The following is a 20,987-nucleotide window of genomic DNA, read 5'->3' as shown; positions in this document are numbered from 1 at the left end:
CATTATACTATAATTTATAGTTATTTGAAACGAAAAACTCTTGTTTGTTTTTACTTATTACAAAAAAGCAATCCCTCCTAGTCTTTTTCCGTAGCAAATTGACCAAAAGAGATTGCTTAGATTGAATAAATAAGCGCCGCAGGCGCCCTGCCTTCTCTGGAGAGAAGGTGGGCCGCGTAGCGAGTCGGATGAGTCGAAACGTCAAGCATCGTGCAGTGGATCACCACAAAGTCCGGCTGAAAGCCGGGATAGAGGCGAAACGTCAAGCAACGTGCCGTGGATCCCTTGTCGACGGCTTGCAGTTCGCTTCTTCCCGGTTTTCTTTTTAGAATTTCCACGTCACCAGCGTATGGAACATGGCCCCTTGCTGTTTCCCTGCATAGCCCATGAGCCCGATGTCGAGGCCCCACGGGCTGTCTTTCGTCAGTTCCCGCTGCCAGCCTAGTTCCATGACGGCGCTGGAGCCCTTGAGGCTCGGTTCCAACGTACGCAGGCCGCGGTACGTAGCACCTTCAGTGCCGCTAAATTCATAATCCCAGGCCAGGCCGGCGTAGATGCTTTGGTTCTTGCTGGTCTGATGGGTCCAGCGCAAGCCTAAGCGCGTACGGTACGAGTTGATGGCGTCAAAGTCGTACGGTGCCTGGCCCAGGCTGCTGTTGAGCGTCACATGGTCCCCTGCCTGGTGAGTCCAGAAGAATTTCCCGTACAGGTCGTATTGGTCTTTCGTGCCGCTTGGAATCAGTTTGCCTGCACCAACGTGCATAGCCACGTAGTTCGAGTCACTGTCGTACGACGCAGCGTAGCCGGCAATGGTGCCGCTGTAATCGGTCTTAGCGTGACCGGCGCGGACGCTACCTTCATAGTAGTAGCCACTGGCATTGTCCCTGCGGGCCAGGAAGCCAGCGCCCATGAAGGTATTCTTACCATCGCCCCGCGTACCGTCGTCGAGGTGGCCTGTGTAGTTGCCATGACCGTATTCAAAGAACGGTACGAGCGTCACCGTACTGCCTGAGTGCTGCAGTCTGCGGGCAAAGCCAAAGTCCAGCCCCATGCCGTGGTTTTCAATGTACGAGCCAGTGAAATCTTTGATCTTTCCTACACTGCCGATGGCAAAGGGCACGTATTCCGTCGTCTGCGCCCGGTCGGCTGTAGCCGCAACGTTGTGATAGGCAGCGCCGGTCAGGAAGTCGCCGGCCTGACGGAGCATCGAGAAGCCAGCCAGGCGGCTTTCGGGCAGAATCTTCGTCTGGCTATTCAGGTGAATATCTGCCCAGTTTGCTTTGCTGCTGCTTGTATTGCCACTATCGGTATGATCGTCAGCAGCATCCGGGTCTGTGCTCTGGTTTGCCTTATCGTTGTCCTCATTTCCTGTATTATCGGAATCGGCTGTATCGTCGCTCGTGTGCGGCAGGATGTTCGTCGTGTCGCTGCCAATCGTGAGGAGAACGGTCTTGCCGTCTTTGGATTTCGACAGCGTAAAGCCTGTCGTGGCAAAGCCTGCGTCCGTAACGGTACCAAAGCTTGATGTGTCCAGGCCTGTAATACCGTTGCTGTCCGTCAGGAGGTTGATGACCGTCTTGCCTGTATACGCCGTCAAATCTTTGACAGCAGCGCTGATGACCGTATCCGTCACGTCGGCTGTACCCGTAACGGTGAGCATGGTGCTGCCCGTGCGGGTCGCGGCCGGGACGTAGAAGTTGATATTCTGGAAATCGCCTAGGTTTTCGACCGTGTTTTTCAGGCTGTACACGTTGAGCGTATTGCCACCTGTAGTCGTAGCACCGACGCCGCCGTAGAGACTGGCACCGCTAAGGCTACCGCCGTAAAGGTTCAGCGTGTTGTCGCTGGTCGAGCCTTTTTCCGAGTAGCCGGCGTAAATAGAGCCGCTGACAGTACCGCCATTGAGGTTGACTGTGTTGTGGTCGACAGAGCCATTGGTAGCGCTGTAGCCGCCGTAGATCCCCGTTTCAACAGTACCGCCGTTCATGTTGACTGTGTTATACGTTGTGCCCAGGCCGCGGGCACCGTAGACTGCGCCACTGATGGTACCGCTGTTGACGTTGACCGTATTGGAATAAATGGTACCTGTACTGTCGCCGCCGTAGACGTTGCCGTTCAGTGTCGGGCCGTCCGTTCCCGTAGCGCCGACAGTGACGCTGTTGCCATGGCCGCTCACGCCATAGGCGCCGATAATATCATCGTTGACCGTACCAGAGGCGACGCTGACCGTGTTATTCACGGCCTTGCCGCCGTTCGTATAGGCGCCGTAAACCTTGCCGCTGATGATACCGGAGTAGGCGTCGACGCCGTTCGTATCGACATCGCCCTTTTCCGAATAGGCACCGTAGACGTTGCCCGTAATGGATCTGGCCGTGATCTTCACACTGTTGCCCGTAAGGTTGGTTGATCCGGCACTGTACGCGCCATAGACGGAGTTATCTACGGTCTGGCCATTAACGTCTGTCGTATTGCCATTTTCGCTGCCACTGCCGATGGTCAGGATAATAGACTTACCATCGTCCGACTTCGTAATGGTCATACCGGACGTAGCAAAGCCCGAATCCGTTAGGATGCCTGTGGTGACGCTATCGAGGCCCGTGAGGCCATTGGTGTCGGTGATCAAGGTAATGGTCTTACCGCCGCTATAGGCTGCCAGGCTGTTTACACCGGCGCTGACGACGGCGTTTGTAATATCGGCACTGCCTGTGACGGTGAGCATCGTGTCACCGTTTACGACATCGTTGGGAACGTAGAAATTGAGGACCTGGAAGCCGGAAATGCTGGCCACCGTATTATCTACGCTGTACACGTTGAGGCTGTTATCACTCACGCTGTTGCCGACGCCGCCGTAGAGGTTGGCTGCCGTCAGGTCGCCGCCGTAGAGGTTGATCATGTTGCCCGATACGGAGCCATTTTCATCGTAGCTGCCATAGATATTGCCCTTGACCGTGCCGCCATAAATAGAAACGGAGTTATAGTCGTGGGAGCCGCTGTCGCTGCCGTAGCTGCCGTAGAGGTCGTTGACCGTGCCGCCGTAGAGGCTGACGTAGTTGTGCGTAGCCGTAAAGCCCCGGGCGCCGTAGACATTTCCTGCGACGCTACCGCCGTAGATGTTCACGTAGTTGGTCGTCGTGCTGCCGCTCGTGCCGGCAATATCCGTGCCGGACACATCCTGCGTGATCGTCGGGCCGTCTGTGGAGCCGTCAGCACCGATGGTAACGACGTTATCTGCACCGCCTGTGCTGTGGGCACCGATGACTGAGCCCGTAATGGTGCCGCTGAGGGCTCGGACTTCATTGCTAAAGGCATCGCCACCGGCAATGTAGGAGCCGTACACGTCGCCTGTGAGGTCGCCACTTTTGACGGTCACGATATTAGAGTCCTTGGCTGCCAGGTAAGAGGTCTTAAAATCGCCGTACGTGGCCGTGCTGCCAGCAGAGCTGATTTCCACATTGTCGCCGGCTACGACCGTATTGTCATCAGAGCCGCTGTCAGCCGTCGGCTGCGTGCCAATCGTGAGCAGGACCGAGTTGCCATCACTCGATTGGGTCAGATAGAACCCGGTCTGGGCAAAGCCCGCATCCGTGAGGGTGCCTTCTGCCAGCGTGCCAAAGGAGGTCAAGCTGTCCAGACCTGTAATGCCATTACTGTCCGTCAGGAGGGTAATGACCTGATCCTTAGTAAAGGCAGAAATATCCTGCACTGCCGCGCTAATGGTACTGCCCGTCACATCGGCCGTGCCCGTGACGGTGAGCATGGCAGCCGTATTCGTCGCCGCCTCTGCCGGAACGTAGAAATTGAGGTTTTGGAAGGCGCCCAGATTGGCAACGGTATTGCCCAAGGTATAGACGTTGAGCGTATTGCCCTGAGCCGATGCATTGCCGCTGCCGTAGAGGTTGGCCGCCGAGAGATCAGTGCTGTAGAGGTTAATCGTGTTGTTGCTGGAGCTGCCGCTCGTGCCGGCATAGCCGCCGTAAATATCACCGGAGACTTTGCCGCCCTGGAGGGTAATGGTATTATTTTCCGCCATGCCACCGGTAGGGCTGTAACTGCCGTAGATGCCGTCTGTAATCGTACCGCCATTGACGGTTACCGTATTGTACGTCGTCGTAGCACCGGAAGCGCCGTAGACCGTGCCTGCCACGCTGCCGCTATTCACGGTCACCACGTTCTGGTAGGTCATGCCACCAGGCGTATTACCGCCATAGACAGAGCCGCCGATGGACGGGCCAGAGGTACTGTTCGCGGCCCCCAGGGTAACCGAACTGCCGGAACCGCCAATGCCAGAACCGCCGTAGACGTCTCCTTTTACGGTACCCCGGTCGATTTCTACACTGTTGCTGCCGGCATCGCCTTGTTCCGAATAGGCGCCGTAAACGCTGCCGCCGATAGAAATGGCACCCGTATTCGCTGTATCTGTGCCTATATACACGTGGCTGTAATTTGCCGTACCATTTTGGCTATAACTGCCATAGACGCTTCCCTGCACGGTGCCGGCCTTGACGGTGGCTGTACTTAGCGTAGCCGCTTCCGTATCATACGTGCCGTACAGATTTTCCATGACTGTACCATTATTTAAAGTAACCGTATTGGTGTCCGAGTAAGCGCCGCCGGACGTACCCATACCACCGTAAGCTGAGCCCGTAATAGTCGGCGCCGCCGTATCTGAGCCAATAGTCAGGTTATTCGATTCGACACCGTCACCGGTCGCCGCGTAAACGGGCCCCGTCTGATCCGTCGTAACGGCGACATCTGCCGCCTGCACAGCTTGCATGCCCAGGCCCCCACCCAGCATACTTAAGGTCATAGCTAATGCCAGTTCTTTCTTCCCTATTCTTTTCATTTTTACACATCTCCACTATTTAAATCGCCCGCAAAAGGGTTCGTACCAGTCAGGCAGCCCCCAGCTTCCTGAGCAGGCTGCCTAACGAATTTGCTTCTGTATCGTTTTCCATCGGCTGGGCATAGGCCCTCATCCCTTTCGTCATTTTATTCCCCATGTCCGCATGGAACGGTCATAGATATATAGTTTATATATATAAATAATTTTTATTGATTGTATTGTAGTGCTCTTATGTCCACATGTCAAATATAGCAAAAGAAATATTTTTATCTCAATTTATCATGTTAAAGTGTTCAAAATGCTTTGTTTTACAACAATATCTGTAATTCTATTAAAAATATCAATTTAATTCTTTTTCTTATGTCCCTTTTCTATCCTCGTACTTTTATATAGTATTAGTTTATATATTTATTATATTATACCTTCTTTATCACAGGCATCGAATTGACATTCACGAATTTACGTAAACTTGTCTTTTCGAAAGCTACAAGAGGCAGTAAATACGTATTTTCATTGAAACCCGCTCTATTGTATTGACATATGTCATGTAATATGTATCGCTTATGGTCTGAATAGCGTTTTCTTATTCTGTTTAATTATATATTTTTTCTCGCTCAATTCCTTTTTAGAATATCTTGTAAGTAAAAAAACAGACCCTCTACCATCACGCAAGGTGATGATAAAAGGTCTGATGTATGAAGAATTAGGCTAAAATTTCCAAGTCACCATCGTATGGAACATGGCGCCTTGTTGTTTTCCCGCATAGGCCGTAATGCCTAAGTCAAGGCCCCACGGATTTGCTTTCGTGAGCTGGCGCTGCCAGCCCAGTTCCAGAACGGCACTGGAGCCCTTGAGGCTCGGTTCTGACGTACGCAGTGTGCGGTACGCAGCACCGGCAGTACCACTGAATTCATAATCCCAAGCCAGGCCGGCATAGAAACGCTGGGTCTGACTTAGATTATGCGTCCAGCGCAAGCCCAGACGCGTAGTATACGAATTTACGGCATCGAAATCATACGGCGCGCTGCCGAGGCTGCTCATGAGTTTCACGCGATCACTCGCTTCATGGGTCCAGAAAAATCTGCCATACAAATCGAAGAGATCCTTTTCCCCTTGTTGCAGGACCTTGCCACCACCAACGTGCATGGCCACGTAATTGGCATCGCTGCTATAGGAAGCCCTGTAGCCTTCAATGACGCCCTGGTAGTCGCTCTTGGCGTGACCGGCACGGAGACTGCCTTCATAGTACCAGCCATTTTTATTGTCGCTGCGGGCCAGGAAGCCTGCCCCCATAAAGCTATTCTTACCATCACCACGCGTACCGTCATCGAGGTGGGCCGTGTAATTACCGTGGCCGTATTCGATGAACGGCATGAGAGTCAGCGTGCTATGCAGGCCCTGTAACGTACGGGCAAAGCCAAAGTCCAGGTTCGTGCCATGATTTTCTACGTACGACCCTGTAAAGTTCTTCAGCTTGCCTACGCTGGCCAGGGCAAAGGGTTCGTATTCGCCGATTGGCGACGCCGCAGCATCGAGAAAGCAGCTAACCGGCTTTCCGGCAAAATCTTCGTCTGCGCGCTCAGGTGGATGCCTGTATTCGTATTGGTACCGGAATTATTGTTGTCATTATTTTTCGCTGTAGCCGGACCAACGAGGGCGTAAATATCCGTATCCGTGTGTGTAATGGTCAGGCTGCGTGTCGCAAACCCCGCATCCGTCAGCGTTCCGTATGTAGCCGTAGCCACACCGGTAATGCCATTTTCATCGCTCAGGAGATTAATCTGCGTGTTTTCTGCCAAGGCCGTGGCATCGGCAATACCGGCTTTTACGGTCGCATTGGTAATATCCGCCGTACCCGTAACGGTGAGCAGCGTGTCCCCTGATACGGCAGTAGACGGAATATAGAAATTGAGGTTTTGGAAATTGCTGACGCCGGCGACCGTATTGCCCGTCGTATAGACATTGAGGGTGTTATCGCTGGAACTCAGGCCGGTCGCAGAGGCATCTGTAGCCGCTGTCACAGCCAAGAGGGAAACTTCCGTCGCAGCCGTAGCAGTAGCTGCAGTCACGCCATAGCCACCGTTCAGGCTGGCCGCCGTGAGGTCACCGCCGTAGACGTTGATCGTGTTGCCGCTGGCTGTGCCGTTATTCGTATAGCCGCCATAGACCGTGCCGCTCACGCTGCCGCCCTTCAGGGTGACGACGTTCTGCGTGGCGTTGCCACTATCCGTATAGCCGCCATAGACACTGCCGCTCACAGTCCCTTCATTGATGGTGACCGTGTTTTCGCTGGCCAAGCCTTGCGTCGTATAGCCGCCGTACAAGCTCGTTGCAGTGCTTGTTCCGGTCTGTACGAGAGCCAGGAGGCGCAGGCCGTGCAGGGTTGTCGTACCGCTCGTCGTCGTCCCCAGCGTGCCGCCGTTAATAACCACGTGATTGCCAATGGCCGAGCCGTCATTGGTAGCGCCGCCATAGACACTGCCGCTGACCGTGCCGGCATCAACGGTGACGCTGTTGCCGCCGTCGCTGGAGCCCACGTCGCCGCTGGTACTTTGGCCACCGTAGACACTGCCCGAAACCGCAGCACTCGTCGTGTTGCCTGTAGCATCCGTCGCTGCCTTGAGGGTGACCGTGTTGCCTGTGGCCGTGCCGTTGGCCGTAGCCGCGCCATAGACATTGCCGCTGACTGTGCCGGCAGCGATGGTGACGCTATTACCTGCCGACGTCGAACCGACGTTGCCGCTTTCGGTCTGAGCACCATAGACATTGCCTGTAACGGCACTGGTCGTGACTGTGCCGTCCGTCGTCGTGCCCGTCGTCAGGGCAACCTGGTTGCCTGTGACACTGCCGCTCGTCGTATAACCGCCGCTGACACCGCCTACAGTACCGCCGCTGACGGTGACACTGTTATGGGAAACGGCTTCTACGACGCTCAGGCCATTGGTGCTGTCGTTGTAGCCGCCGTAGACCGTTGCCGTCATGGTGCCACCGCTGACACTGACCGTATTGCCCGTCGTATCGCCCAGGTAATCCGTTTGGAAGGTATCGTACTTCTGCGTTTTGGAGCTGCTCTGGGAGGTGATTTCCACATTGGCTGCCGTACCAATAGTAAGCAGAACCGATTTGCCATCGGCGCCCTTGCTGAGCGTAAAGCCGCTCGTGGCAAAGCCTGCATCGACGAGGCTGCCGAAGGTGACGCTGTCGAGGCCTGTCAGCGTGTCAGCCGTGAGCAAATTGATGAGCGTTGTGCCCGTGTAGTCATTGATATTGGCCACAGCCGCGCTGATGACGGCATTCGTCACATCCGCCGTGCCGCTCACGGCAAGCATCGTACTGCCGGCGGCGGTGGCTGCCGGAACGTAGAAATTGATATTTTGGAAGCTGCCCAGATTTTGGACAGTATTCCCTGCGGTGTAGACGTTTAAGGTATTGTTGGAAACGGAACTGCCGGAGCCGCCGTAAAGGCTGGCGCCAGACACATCCGTACTGTACAGGTTGATGACATTGCCCTCCACAGAACCGTTTTCGGTGTAGCCGCCATAGATGACTCCGGAGACCGTACCGCCTAGGAGATTCAGCGTATTGTTATTGATGGCGCCGTAGGCATCATCGTCACTATAACCGCCGTAAATCCCCTTGGTCAGGGTGCCGCCGTTTACAGTCACCGTATTGAACGTAGCCGCACTGCCCTTAGCGCCGTAGACCGTTCCGGCAATAGTCCCGCTGTTTACAGTGACTGCATTATCATAGGCAACTCTCCTGACGCTGGCGCCCAGGACCTCACCTGTGATTGCAGGACCGGCTGTGCCGGCCGCGCCAAGGGTAACCCGATTGCCGGAGGCTCTCCTCCCGTAGGCACCTGTAACGGAACCGTCGATGGTCCCGGCCTGAAGGGTGACGGTATTATTGTCCGTAGTTTCGCTGTCACTATAGGCGCCGTACACGTCCCCCAGGTTGTCTCCTTTAACAGTGACTTGGTTTTCCTCTGTATCGTAGAGGTAGCTCTTTTTGAAATCCCCATAAGAGGCAGTAAGGCCATGCGTGGTAATTGTCACGTTATCGCCGGGCAAAGGCCCATTGGGGTCCGTGCCGATGGTGAGGTACACGGCCTTGCCGTCAGCGTCCTTGGAAAGGTAGAACCCGGTTTGGGCAAAGCCCGCGTCCGTCAAGGTGCCCAAGGCTGCGCTCTTCAGGCCTGTAATGCCCTGGGTGTCCGTCAAAAGCGTAATGACGTCGCCATCCGTAAACTGCGACAGATCTTTCACCCCGGCCTGGATGGCAGCGTCCGTTACGTCGGCCGAACCTGTTACGGTAAGCATCGTGTCGCCCTTTACGGCCGTATCTGGCACGTAGAAATTGAGGTACTGGAAGCCGCCCAGATTTTGGACCGTATTGCCTGTGGTATAGACGTTCAGCGTATTAGTATCAACGGAACCGCCATAGCCGCCGTAGAGGCTGGCCTCGGATACGTCCGTGCTGTATAGGTTGATCACGTTGCTGCCGACGGAGCCGTTTTCCGCGTAGCCGCCGTAGATGCTGCCGCTTACGGTACCGGCGTTCAGGTTGATGACGTTTTCATCCACCGAGCCGCCGCTGGTGCTGTAACCGCCGTAGATGCCGCCAGTAATAGAGCCGCCGTTCACATCGATGGTACTCTTCGTTACCGTTGCGGCCTGGCCGCCGTAGACTGCGCCGCCTACAGAGCCGCTATTCGCAGTGACGGTGTTCTCGCTGGTGATACCCGTGCCGTCATAGGCGTAGACATTGCCTGTAATAGTCGGTCCATCCGTACCTGCTGCACCGAGAGTGACCGTATTGTGATCGCCGCCTGTGCCGCCAAAGGCGCCGTAGACAGATGCGTTTACCGTGCCGGCTGTCAGGCTGACTGTGTTATCCGACGTGTCTTCGCCGCTGGCATAGGCGCCGTAGAGATCCGTCGCAAAGGTACTGCCTGTGACCGTAACTGTATTTCCCTTCGTATTAGCAAGGTACTCTGTATCGTAATCCGGATAGGCCGAGGTCAGGCCATTGGTCACGATGGACACATAATCCGTAGGCTTCGTGCCAATGGTGAGGATAATGGACTTTCCGTCCTTGCTCTTTGTCAGGTAATAGCCCGTCTGGGCAAAGCCGCTGTCCGTCAGGGTGCCTACGGCAGATGACTTGAGACCCGTCAGGCCACTAGCATCTGTCAGGAGCGTGATGACCGTGCCGTCCGTATAGCCTGTGAGGTCGGCGATACCCGCCTTGATGGCTGTGTTCGTGATGTCCGCTGTGCCTGTGACGGTGAGCATGGTGGCATCGGCCGTAGTCTTGGCCGCATCAGGGATATAGAAATTGATATTCTGGAAATTGCCGATATTCGCTACGCTGTTGCCTAAGGTATAGACATTCAGTGTATTATTATCAACGGAGTTGCCACCGCCGCCGTAGAGGCTGGCGCCAGATACGTTGGTCCTGTACAGGTTGATCGTATTGCCGTCTACGGAATCTCCTGTAGAATAGCCGGCATACACGTCACCGGATACGGTGCCGCCATTCAGGGTAATGGTATTGTTGCCCACAAAACCTGTGGCATAGCCGCCGTAGATTCCCTGGTCGATGGTACCGCCGTTTACGGTAAGGGTATTGTACGTAACCGCATTGCTCCTAGCGCCATAGACCGTGCCGCTGATTTTACCGCTATTGACAGTGACGGTATTCTCGCTGGTAATGCCTGTGCCATCATAGGCGTAGACATTGCCTGTAATGGTCGGGTCCGTCTGTGCCTGTTGCACCGACGGTGACTGTGTTATTTGTACCGCTACTGCCGCCAAAGGCGCCGTAGACAGAGGCTTTTACCGTGCCGGCAGAGACTGCGACCGTATTATCCGATGTCTCGACCCCACTGGCGTAGGCACCATAGAGATTCGTTGCAAAGGTACTGCCCGTAATCGTAACCGTGTTTCCCTTGGTATTAGCAAGGTACTCTGTATCGTAGTCCGGATAGGTCGAGGTCAAGCCATTGGTCACGATGGACACATAATCGGTAGGCTTCGTGCCAATAGTCAGGACGATGGACTTTCCGTCCTTGCTCTTCGTGAGGTAATAGCCTGTCTGGGCAAAGCCGCTGTCCGTCAGGGTGCCTACAGCAGCCGACTTGAGGCCAATGAGACCATTATCGTCCGTCAGGAGCGTGATGACCATGCCGTCTGTGTAACCTGTCAGGTCTGCAATGCCGGCTTTAATGGCCGTGTTCGTGATGTTCGCTGTACCCGTGACGGTAAGCATCGTAGCGTTTTTCGTAGTCTTCGCGTCTTCCGGGATATAGAAATTGATATTCTGGAAATTGCCGATATTGGCCACGCTATTGCCCAGGGTATAGACGTTCAGCGTATTATTGGTAAATTCAGAGGCCGTGCCACCGCCACCGTAGAGGCTGGCGCCGGATACGTTCGTGCTGTACAGGTTGATCGTATTGTCGCTGGCAGAGCCTTCGGTGGAATAGCCGGCATACACGTCACCGGACACGGTGCCGCCCTTCAGGATAATGGTATTGTTGCCCACAAAACCTGTGGCATAGCCGCCGTAGATGCCCTGGCCGATGGTGCCCCCGTTTACGGTAATGGTATTGTACGTTGTCGTATCGGTCTTAGCGCCGTAGATCGTGCCGCCTACAGAGCCGCTGGCTACGCTCACTGTGTTAAAGCTGGACACACCTGTGCCGTCATAGGCGTAGACATTTCCTGTAATGGTCGGTCCATCCGTGCCGCTGGTACCGAGAGTGACCGTATTGTGATCGCCGACTGTGCCGCCAAAGGCGCCGTAGACGGATGCGTTCACCGCGCCCGCTGTCAGGCTGACTGTATCATCCGATGTCTCGACCCCACTGGCATAGGCGCCGTAGAGATTCGTCGCAAAGGTACTGCCTGTGACCGTAACCGTGTTGCCCTTGGTACTAGACAGGTACTCCGTATCATAGTCCGGATAGGCCGAGGTCAGGCCGTTGGTCACGATGGACACATAATCCATTGGTTTGGTACCAATGGTGAGGATAATGGACTTTCCGTCCTTGCTCTTGGTAAGATAATAGCCTGTCTGGGCAAAGCCGCTGTCCGTCAAGGTGCCTACGGCAGCCGACTTGAGGCCTGTCAGGCCACTAGCATCTGTCAGCAGTGTGATCACCGTGCCGTCCGTATAGCCTGTCAGGTCTGCAATGCCGGCTTTAATAGCCGTGTTCGTGATGTCCGCAGTACCTGTGACGGTAAGCATCGTAGCGTTTTCCGTGGTCTTAGCCGCCTCAGGAACGTAGAAATTGATATTCTGGAAATTGCCGATATTTGCTACGGTATTTCCCAGGGTATAGACGTTCAGCGTATTACTGCTAAAGCTGGAGCCCGAACCGCCGCCCCCGTAGAGGCTGGCGCCGGATACGTCCGTGCCATACAGGTTGATGACATTGCTGCCCACAGAGCCGTTTTCTGCGTAGCCGCCGTAGATAGCCCCGGAAACTTTGCCGTTCAAGAGGTTCAGCGTATTGTTCTCGATGACACCGTTGGCGTCGCTAATGCTATACGCACCGTAGATGCCGCTAGTGATGGTACCGCCGTTTACGGTAACTGTATTGTACGTTGCCGTATCGGTCTTAGCGCCGTAGATTGTGCCGCCTACAGAGCCGCTGGCTACGCTTACTGTGTTAAAGCTGGACACACCTGTGCCGTCATAGGCGTAGACATTTCCTGTAATGGTCGGTCCATCCGTGCCGCTGGCACCGAGAGTGACCGTATTGTTATCGCCGCCTGTGCCGCCGGACGCGCCGTAGACTGAGCCCGTCACGCTGCCCGCTGAGATGGTGACCGTGTTATCCCTCGTGTCGCCGCCGCTAGCAGTCTTGGCGCCATAAATATCCGTCGTCAGATTGCCGCCGGTGATGCTCACGGTATTACCGGAATTACCGGCCAGATAGCCCGTCGTGTAATCCCTGTACGACGAAAGGACGCCGTCCGTCGTGACAAAGACGTAATCCGTAGGCTTCGCGCCGATCGTGAGCGTGACAGATTTCCCGTCGGCACTCTTAGTAAGGTAATAGTCCGTCGTGGCAAAGCCGCTGTCTACGAGCGTGCCGATGGAGGCCGTATTGAGACCGGTAATGCCATTGGTATCCGACAGGAGGGTGATGACGTCACCGGTTACAAGCGTTGTCAGGTCCTGTACAGCGGCTGAAAGGGTCGCATGAGAGACGTCGGCCTTTCCTGTCACGGTGAGCATGGTAGCACCGCTCACGGCAGTGTCCGGGACATAGAACGTGAGGTTCTGGAACGCTCCCAGATTGGCCACCGTATTGCCTACGCTGTAGACGTTCAGCGTATTGCCCGTATCAGATTCCTTGCTGCTGCCGTAGAGGCTGGCCTGTGTCAGGTCGCCGCTGTAGAGGTTGATGGCGTTGCCGCTGGCTGAGCCGCTTTCGGAAGTGCCGGCGTAGACGCTCCCCTTGACGGTGCTGCCCTGGAGGTTTACCGTATTGGAACCTACGGAATTGCTTACCCCATAGGCGCCATAGACGTTGCCTGTGACAGTACTGCCTGAGAGGTTTACCGTATTGGAACCTACGGAAGCACTTACCCCGTAAGCGCCATAGACATCGCCTGTGACAGTGCCGCCCGAGAGGGTGACCGTGTTATTATCCACAATGCCGCCATTGCTATTACTGCTATAGGCGCCATAGATACTGCCCACGGAGCCACCGCTCACCGTGACCGTATTGTACGTTGCCGTATCGGTCTTGGCACCGTAGATCGTGCCGCTCACAGAGCCGCTGGCTACGCTCACCGCGTTAAAGCTGGACACACCCGTGCCGTCATAGGCGTAAACATTACCTGTAATGGTTGGGCCGTCCGTGCCGCTGTCGCCCAGAGTGACGGTATTGCTGCCGCCGCCTGTACCGCCGGAGGCGCCGTAGACCGAGGCCTGCACCGTGCCGGCTGAGATGGTAACCTTATTGTCGCCTGTGTCGCCGCTGTCGGCCTTGGCACCATAGATAGCTCCGGCAAAGGTGCCGCCCGTAAGGGTGACGCTGTTTTGCTGCTGGCTGGAGAGATAGTCCGTCTGGTAATCCGGGTAAGACGCCGTATTGCCGTTCGTGACGATAGTGACGTAATCCGTAGGTTTCTCGCCAATAGTGAGAACGATAGATTTGCCATCCCGGGACTTGGTAAGATAGAAGCCTGTCTGGGCAAAGCCCTCGTCCGTGATCGTACCGACATTGGCACTCGTAAGGCCCGTAAGCCCATTGGTATCCGTCAGGAGCGTAATCATCGTGCCGTCCGCATAGCCTGTGAGGTCTTCTATGCCCGCCTTGATAGCTGTATTCGTGATGTCTGCTGTCCCTGTGACGGTGAGCATGGTGGCATCGGCCGTGGTCTTAGCCGCATCAGGGAGATAGAAATTGATATTCTGGAAGCCGCTCAGGTTCACGACGCTGTTATTCAGGGTGTAGACGTTCAGCGTATTCGTGTCCATGCCCGAGCCCGTGCCGGCCGCGCCATAAAGGCTGGCGCCGGATACATCGGTGCCATTCAGGTTGATCGTGTTGCCGCCGATGGAACCGTTTTCGGCATAGCCGCCGTAAATAGCGCCGGAAACCTTGCCGCCCAGGAGGTTCAGCGTGTTGCTATTGATGGCACCGTTGGCATCACTCGTGCTGTAGGCGCCGTAGATGCCGCCTGTGATGGTGCCGCCGTTTACGGTAATCGTATTGTAGGTCGCCGTATTGCTCTTGGCGCCGTAGACCGTGCCCGTGATGGTACCTCTGTTTACCGTAACTTCGTTAAAATACGTTGTCCCTGTACCACTGTCACCCAGGACATCGCCTGTGATGGACGGGCCGTCCGTACCGACTGCGCCGATGCTGACCTTGTTGCTGGTACCGCCGTCGCCGCCATAGCTGCCATAGATGGAGCTGGTATAGGTGCCGCTCTTGACGGTAACCACGTTATCGGCGGCACTGGTCAGGTAGCTGGTCTGATAATCCCCGTAGGACGCAGTGGTGCCATTGGTGGTGATTTCTACGGCATCACCTGCCACCGGTGTCACGTCGCCGGAATCACTAGAACCGCTGTCGTCCGTTTTCGTGCCAATGGTCAGGGTGACCGTATGGTTATCTGCCGTCTTGGAAAGATAAAACCCGGTCTGGGCAAAGCCTGCGTCTGTCAGGGTGCCAAAGGTGACGCCATCGAGGCCCGTAATGCCGTTACTGTCCGTCAGGAGGGTAATGACCTGATTCGTCGCAAAGTCGTTGATATTTTCTACACCGGCACTGATCGTGCTGCCCGTCACATCGGCCGTCCCTGTGACGGTCAGCATGGTAGCATTGGCCGTCGTAGCAGCTGCGGCAGGAACATAGAAATTGAGATTCTGGAAGGCGCCCAGATTTTGGAGCGTATTTCCCAAGGTATAGACGTTTAAAGTGTTGTCTCCGCTGCCGGTGGCGCCGACACCGCCATAGAGGCTGGCGCCAGTGAGGGTGCCGCCGTAGAGGTTGATCGTATTGTCGTTGGCAGAGCCTTCGGTGGAATAACCGGCATACACGTTACCGGACACGGTGCCGCCCTTCAGGGTAATGGTATTATTGCCCACCAGACCTGTGGCATAGCCGCCGTAGATGCCCTGATCAATGGTGCCGCCGTTTACGGTCAGCGTATTCTGCGTAGCCAGGCTTCCCCAGCTGCCATAGACGGTACCTTTCACCTCGCCGCTGTTGATCGTAAGACCATTGGCATAGGCCTGCCCGGACGTGCCATAGGACCCATAAAGAGAACCGTCAATAGACGGACCGGTCGTACTGTCCGCAGCACCCAGGGTAAGCGTGTTGGACCGACCTTCCGTGCCATAACTGCCGTAGACACTGCCGCCGAGGCTGCCGCCTGTAATGGTGACGGTATTCGTATCGGAACCGCCACCCGTGACATAGGCGCCATAGACATCGCCCGTAATGGTCGTAGTCACACCACTCCCCTGGCCGATGGTGACCTGCGCCGCACCACCGCCCGTAGCAGAAGCATTGCCATAGACACTGCCGCCGATAGAAATGGTGCCCAGCGTATCGCCGTCATTGACCGGGACGCCGATTTGGACCGTATTATGATCTGCGCCAGCTTCAGCCGACGCACCGCCGTAGACATTAGTCCCGACGCTGCCGGCATACACCGTCGTCGTATTATACGTAGCAGCATCCGTATCATAGGCGCCATACAGACTGCCCGTGACCGTGCCGTTTTGCAGCGCTGCCGTATTAAAATAAGACGCACTGCCGCCAGCAGTGCCGAGACCTCCATATGCATTTCCCGTTATGGTCGGCGACGCCTGAGCGTCCCCTATGGTTAAGGCCGCGTAAGAGGTCCCATCCTTCGTCGCAGTATAGACCGGTCCCGTCCGATCTGCTGTTATTGTACTCGAATCAGCTTGTACGCTCTGTGCACCCAGGCCTGCGCCCATGATACTCAGCGTCAATACGAGAGTCAACTCTCTTCTTCCCCAATTCTTTCTCATGTATTTAATACCTCATTTCATGTACGCCTTCCCACGACGTACATTGCAAAATATTCCCGTATGTTTTGCAACATTTAAAAGATAGTATTTCCTAAAAATTGGCAAGACATGTCTATTTCAAACAAACAATAAGACTGCCTTTTATTAGCATTATTATTTTTGTATTTTCCTGTAATTTTATCCTGATCTCTCCTTATATTTTAGCGTACTAAATTATGTTACTACACAATCTTACGATTATTCTATCATATGGGTTAATACTTTTGTAGTGGGAAAATAGGGCATTCTTAATTTTCAAGACTTTCTTTATCCTCTTTTTTTCCGCAGTATTCCTATGCTCAATCAGTATAGTATATTATAGCTATATTGATTCGTTTTTATTCATTAGCTATATGAAAATAAAGAAAGATTATTTCCTAACGTGTCCTCTACATCGTCACAAGAAAATATGATTCTTCCCCCGGACTTATGGCTGCGAGTCACCAACCTCTGCTGCAACAGAAAAGCCTCTGCACGACACAATGGGTGTCTGGCAGAGGCTTTTCTGTTTCTTGAGGTTTGAGGTTGGGATGAGGTACGTAGCAAAAGATTGCTAGTTCAAAGATATTGAAAATCCCACGTCACTTTCATGTGGAATGTGACGCCATATATAGGCTGTCATCTATCGAACAGGAATTCTCTTCCCGTCGCCGGCAGCAGTGGCGATTGCTTTTACAATAAGCATATTTTTTGCATAATAACAATTTTAATTATTTTATTTTATTGATAAATCGCATTGCTATTTTTAAGTTCTTTTTACGTATAACTCATAGCAATATTACATATTTTCAATATCATATTACCACATCCATGTAAATTTTTAAAGAGTTTTCCCTTGTTATCTTATAACGTTTTGGTTAATTCTTAAAATTTTTATGCACGTTTTCTGTTTATAGCTTTCAGTAATTGCCATTTTGCTATATATCAATTATATTTTTCTAAAGAAAAATTCTTATCTAATCATACGTAGTAAAAATTCTGCACTATTTTACTACAAAAATAACTTTTAGTTCCATAAATCATACTTTTAGCAAGCATTTTGTAATATTTTCGCACAAAAGGACATATGTATGTCCGCCATACTATTATATATCTACGTAACGGGTGCGTAAAAGGACATGAAAAGCGGCTCTCGCAGGCTACATAAAACGGTTTCCCACGCCCTTTTGTTCAAATTTGTTACACTTATAAAAAACCATTTTAAAAAAATTTTTGTCAACTCTATGTTACCTGCCTGCGTACCTGCATAAGGCAAAAGAGCTGCGAAAAAAGTACGCAAAAAAGCTCTGCCCGCAGGATAGTTCCTGTCTGGCAGAGCCTGTTTTTTCAAGGTACGCCTTAGCGGCCGTACTCTTTATCGTGGCTTACTTCGAAAGGGCGATGACTGCCGCCACGGCTGCCACGCCAATGGCGATATCGGCTTTCTTGTCGCTGGCCGTGTATTTTTTTTTTTGGCGGTTCCGGTCTGCGGTCATTGCGCCAGTTGCGATCACCACGGTTGTCCCGCTGTTCCCAACGCTGGTCATTGTGCCAGCCGCCCGGGCCGGCAGCCTGCGCCGTCAGTGCCGCACCGCTAAAGCTTACGAGCGTCACGACAAGGACCATTACCATTTTTAACATCTTATTTAGTTTCATCATAGTGGGTCAACTCCTCTTCCCTTTTGATACTACACAGTATAGCGAACGAATGTGACAATTCTATGACAAAGATATACCAAATGAGCGACAATTCGTTGTAGAAAACTGTGACATTTCTTCCAGTACCACTTTTCCAATACATGAGTATTAGTAATAGAATTATGTTCTAAAAGTGTAGCGAATTACATTCTAATACCTGACAAAAAAAGTGATATTTGCTATAATTTCCTATGGGTATATTGAACAATCTGCTGTATAATAGGGAAAGACCTATTATCGTACAGTAGACAAATTAGGAGGTATGTATTATGTCAGGAATCACACCGGAAACAAAAGAAGAAATCCGCTCTCGTTTCCCAAAATTTGCAGAAGCAACGCACGCTTTTTTCGCTAAAGAACTGCCCCCGGCGAAATACAAGGGGACGTCGGGCAAGTTCGGCTGTTACGGTGAAAAAGGCGGCGAAGCATGCATGCTGCGTCTCCGTTTTCCCGGCGGCGCTATTACCCAGGCCAACATGAAATTTCTCATCCACGCCTTGGACACGTACCAGCCGTCACTGGTCCATTTCACGACCGGCGAAGCACTGCAGGTACATCATTTAAAAGAAAAAGAACTCCTCGATCTTTATCAGGACTGTCTCGATCACGACGTATACTGCTACGGTGCCGGCAGCGACAACCCGCGTAACCTTACGGCCAGCCCGCTCCACGGCGTCGATCCTCAGGAATACTTCGACCTTACACCCTACATCAAAGGCACGGCCGATTTCGTCATGAACATCATTCCCAGCCTGAACCTGCCGCGTAAATACAAGATCAGCTTCTCCAACGGCACCGACAACGAAGGGCACGCTACCTTCAAGGATCTGGGCTTCGTCGCCCGTCCGGACGGCAAAGTCGACGTCTACGCCGGCGGCGGCTTCGGCGTCAACGGTTCCCGTATCGGCATCTGCGTCGACGAAGGAATCGACCCGGCCGATACTCCCTATTACGTCTTAGGCTATGCCCATGTCTACATGGACCATGGCGATTACAAAAACCGCGGCACCGCCCGTTCCCGTTTCATCCTTACTAAGTTCGGTGACGACGAATTCCGCCGCATCGTCCGCGAAGCAGTTGCCAAAGCCCGCACCGAAGGAAACTTCCGCCTGCAGGTCACAGCCGAACCGGCTTTGACCAAGAGCGGCAAAGACGACACGGTCCTTTCGAACCCGCGCATTCACGCCCAGAAACAGGACGGCCTCTACTATGTAGCCTACCATCCCACCGGTGGCACGCCGGATATCAGCGTCTTCCACCAGCTCCTCACAGCCGCTTCTGACCTGGACGGTGTAGAAATCCGCCTCAATGCCGATGAAACGGCATATATCATCAACCTGACAGCTGCTGAAGCCCGCCAGATCGCAGCCATTACAGAAAGCGATGCTGCCGTTACAGCCTTTGAAAACTCTGTCTCCTGCATCGGCGCCACGGTCTGCCAGCAAGGCCTGCGCGATTCTCATGGTATGCTCGTCCGCGTCCTCCAGACACTGAAAGAAAAAGGCCTCGATACATCCCTCTTGCCGCAATGCCGCTTCTCCGGCTGCGCCTCGACGTGCACGACACAGCAGCTCGGGGCCTTGGGCCTGCGCGGCTCGTCCAAGCGCGTCGACGACAAACCAGTCCCGGCCTTCCTCATCTACGCCGGCGGTAACTACGCAGTCGGTAAAGAACACATGAGCGATCCTGTCGGCACCATCGTCGAAGACAAGGTACCGGATTTCTTCGTCGAACTGACACAAATCCTCAACGCCGCCCAGTCGCCGTTCCTTGCCTGGTATCCTGCCCATGTCGCTGATTTCACAGCCCTCGTACAGAAGTACGAATAGACATAGCCAAAAATATACGTTATCCATACAGCAGTCCGTTTTCGGGCTGCTGTATTTTATTTGTTATTTAAATTATTTGATAACAAATTAGCAAAAATTGGTCATTTTTCCTAATCTTAATATATCAATTTATCATATCATATGACAGCCAAAATATAAGAAAAACGCCATACCTAAGCCATTCTTATGGGTTTATTTTTCTGTTTTGTATAGCTATATGTTCTTCTATGAATTTATTAAAAAATTACAATTATCCGTTGATATTTACTATTTAATGTGTTAGAATATAACTGTACTTAGAGATAAGCAAACAAGTAGTTTCGCCGAGGAGGTAATGTATATGAATCAGAATTTAGCAAAAGCATTAAACGACCAAGTAATTTTTGAATTCAACTCTGCCTATCTGTATTTGGCACTCTCCCTTTCCATGGCTGACGCACGCTTCAAAGGATTTTCCGGCTGGCTGCGCACACACTATCAGGAAGAAATGAATCACGCCTTTAAGATTGTAGACTACCTCGGCAGACGCAATGAAAGCGTTACTCTTGGCGACATCAAATCTTCTGCAACCAAAGTAGACAATCCGCTGAAAGCAGCTGAAATCGTCCTTTCCCACGAACAGCTCATTTCCGGTAAGATCAACGAACTCTACGCACTGGCAACAGCAGAAAAAGACTATGCAACAGTAAACTTCCTCGATTGGTTCGTCAACGAACAGGTCGAAGAAGAAGCCATCGCCCGCGATCTGGTCGATGAATTCACCTTTGCCGGTGACAGCCGTGCAAGCCAGTTGTTTGTCGATTCCAAACTGAACGCACAGTAAGACCCCACTTTAGTAGCAAGGTTCCCTCCTTCCCAAAGGGTACCCCTCCATACAAAAAAAGAGCAGCTAATAGAACTGATCATTCTGTTGCTGCTCTTTTTTTGTGCTTTTTTAGGGCTCCTTACACGGTCAGAGCCGCTTCTACACACTACATTGCCTGCCAATATCCATAAGTGAGAAAAAAAATTTTACTTATTTGAACGTTTCTGCCCCATTTTTGAACGTTTCTGCCCCATTTTGGCAAAACCAT

General features: G+C 53.0%; 7 protein-coding genes. 2 read left to right on the top strand and 5 right to left on the bottom strand.

Features of this window, described 5'->3' with window-relative positions:
• Positions 1 to 325 precede the first annotated feature (325 nt).
• From H8J70_RS08645 to H8J70_RS08625, 5 genes are all read right to left on the bottom strand, one after another.
• Positions 326 to 4,843 carry a beta strand repeat-containing protein gene (locus H8J70_RS08645; protein WP_186503595.1) on the bottom strand — a complete coding sequence of 1,506 codons (4,518 nt, stop codon included), beginning with the start codon at positions 4,841 to 4,843 and terminating at the stop codon, positions 326 to 328.
• Positions 4,844 to 5,551: 708 nt separating this feature from the next.
• The gene (locus H8J70_RS08640; RefSeq protein WP_222433650.1) at positions 5,552 to 6,217 is read right to left on the bottom strand and encodes an autotransporter outer membrane beta-barrel domain-containing protein; all 666 of its coding nucleotides are present in this window, start codon (positions 6,215 to 6,217) and stop codon (positions 5,552 to 5,554) included.
• A 104-nt stretch (positions 6,218 to 6,321) separates the two neighbouring features.
• Entirely contained in the window at positions 6,322 to 10,620 is a 4,299-nt protein-coding gene (locus H8J70_RS08635) for a beta strand repeat-containing protein (protein ID WP_186503594.1), read from the bottom strand.
• Positions 10,568 to 16,369: a beta strand repeat-containing protein gene (locus tag H8J70_RS08630; protein ID WP_186503593.1), complete on the bottom strand. Its 5,802-nt coding sequence runs from the start codon at positions 16,367 to 16,369 to the stop codon at positions 10,568 to 10,570. The genes H8J70_RS08635 and H8J70_RS08630 overlap by 53 nt, the downstream gene beginning before the upstream one ends.
• A gap of 1,377 nt (positions 16,370 to 17,746) precedes the next feature.
• Positions 17,747 to 18,046, bottom strand: coding sequence for a hypothetical protein (locus H8J70_RS08625; protein ID WP_246415324.1), 300 nt, complete (start codon positions 18,044 to 18,046; stop codon positions 17,747 to 17,749).
• Between the two features lie 308 nt (positions 18,047 to 18,354).
• Here H8J70_RS08625 and H8J70_RS08620 point away from each other — a divergent pair, with 308 nt between their 5' ends.
• Entirely contained in the window at positions 18,355 to 19,914 is a 1,560-nt protein-coding gene (locus H8J70_RS08620) for a nitrite/sulfite reductase (RefSeq protein WP_186503592.1), read from the top strand.
• Between the two features lie 340 nt (positions 19,915 to 20,254).
• Positions 20,255 to 20,737: a ferritin gene (locus H8J70_RS08615; RefSeq protein WP_186503591.1), complete on the top strand. Its 483-nt coding sequence runs from the start codon at positions 20,255 to 20,257 to the stop codon at positions 20,735 to 20,737.
• Positions 20,738 to 20,987 lie beyond the last annotated feature (250 nt).

Origin of the sequence: Megasphaera hominis, from assembly GCF_014269395.1 — a bacterium.
GTDB lineage: Bacteria > Bacillota > Negativicutes > Veillonellales > Megasphaeraceae > Megasphaera > Megasphaera hominis.
The sequence above is the reverse complement of the archived record's forward strand: the minus strand, read 5'-3'. Positions and strand labels throughout refer to the sequence as shown.

Coding starts and splice junctions, on each gene's coding strand:
- H8J70_RS08640 (WP_222433650.1), bottom strand. CDS start 6,217: ATGCCGTTCATCGAATACGGCCACGGTAATTACACGGCCCACCTCGAT.
- H8J70_RS08625 (WP_246415324.1), bottom strand. CDS start 18,046: ATGATGAAACTAAATAAGATGTTAAAAATGGTAATGGTCCTTGTCGTG.
- H8J70_RS08630 (WP_186503593.1), bottom strand. CDS start 16,369: ATGAGAAAGAATTGGGGAAGAAGAGAGTTGACTCTCGTATTGACGCTG.
- H8J70_RS08615 (WP_186503591.1), top strand. CDS start 20,255: ATGAATCAGAATTTAGCAAAAGCATTAAACGACCAAGTAATTTTTGAA.
- H8J70_RS08620 (WP_186503592.1), top strand. CDS start 18,355: ATGTCAGGAATCACACCGGAAACAAAAGAAGAAATCCGCTCTCGTTTC.
- H8J70_RS08645 (WP_186503595.1), bottom strand. CDS start 4,843: ATGAAAAGAATAGGGAAGAAAGAACTGGCATTAGCTATGACCTTAAGT.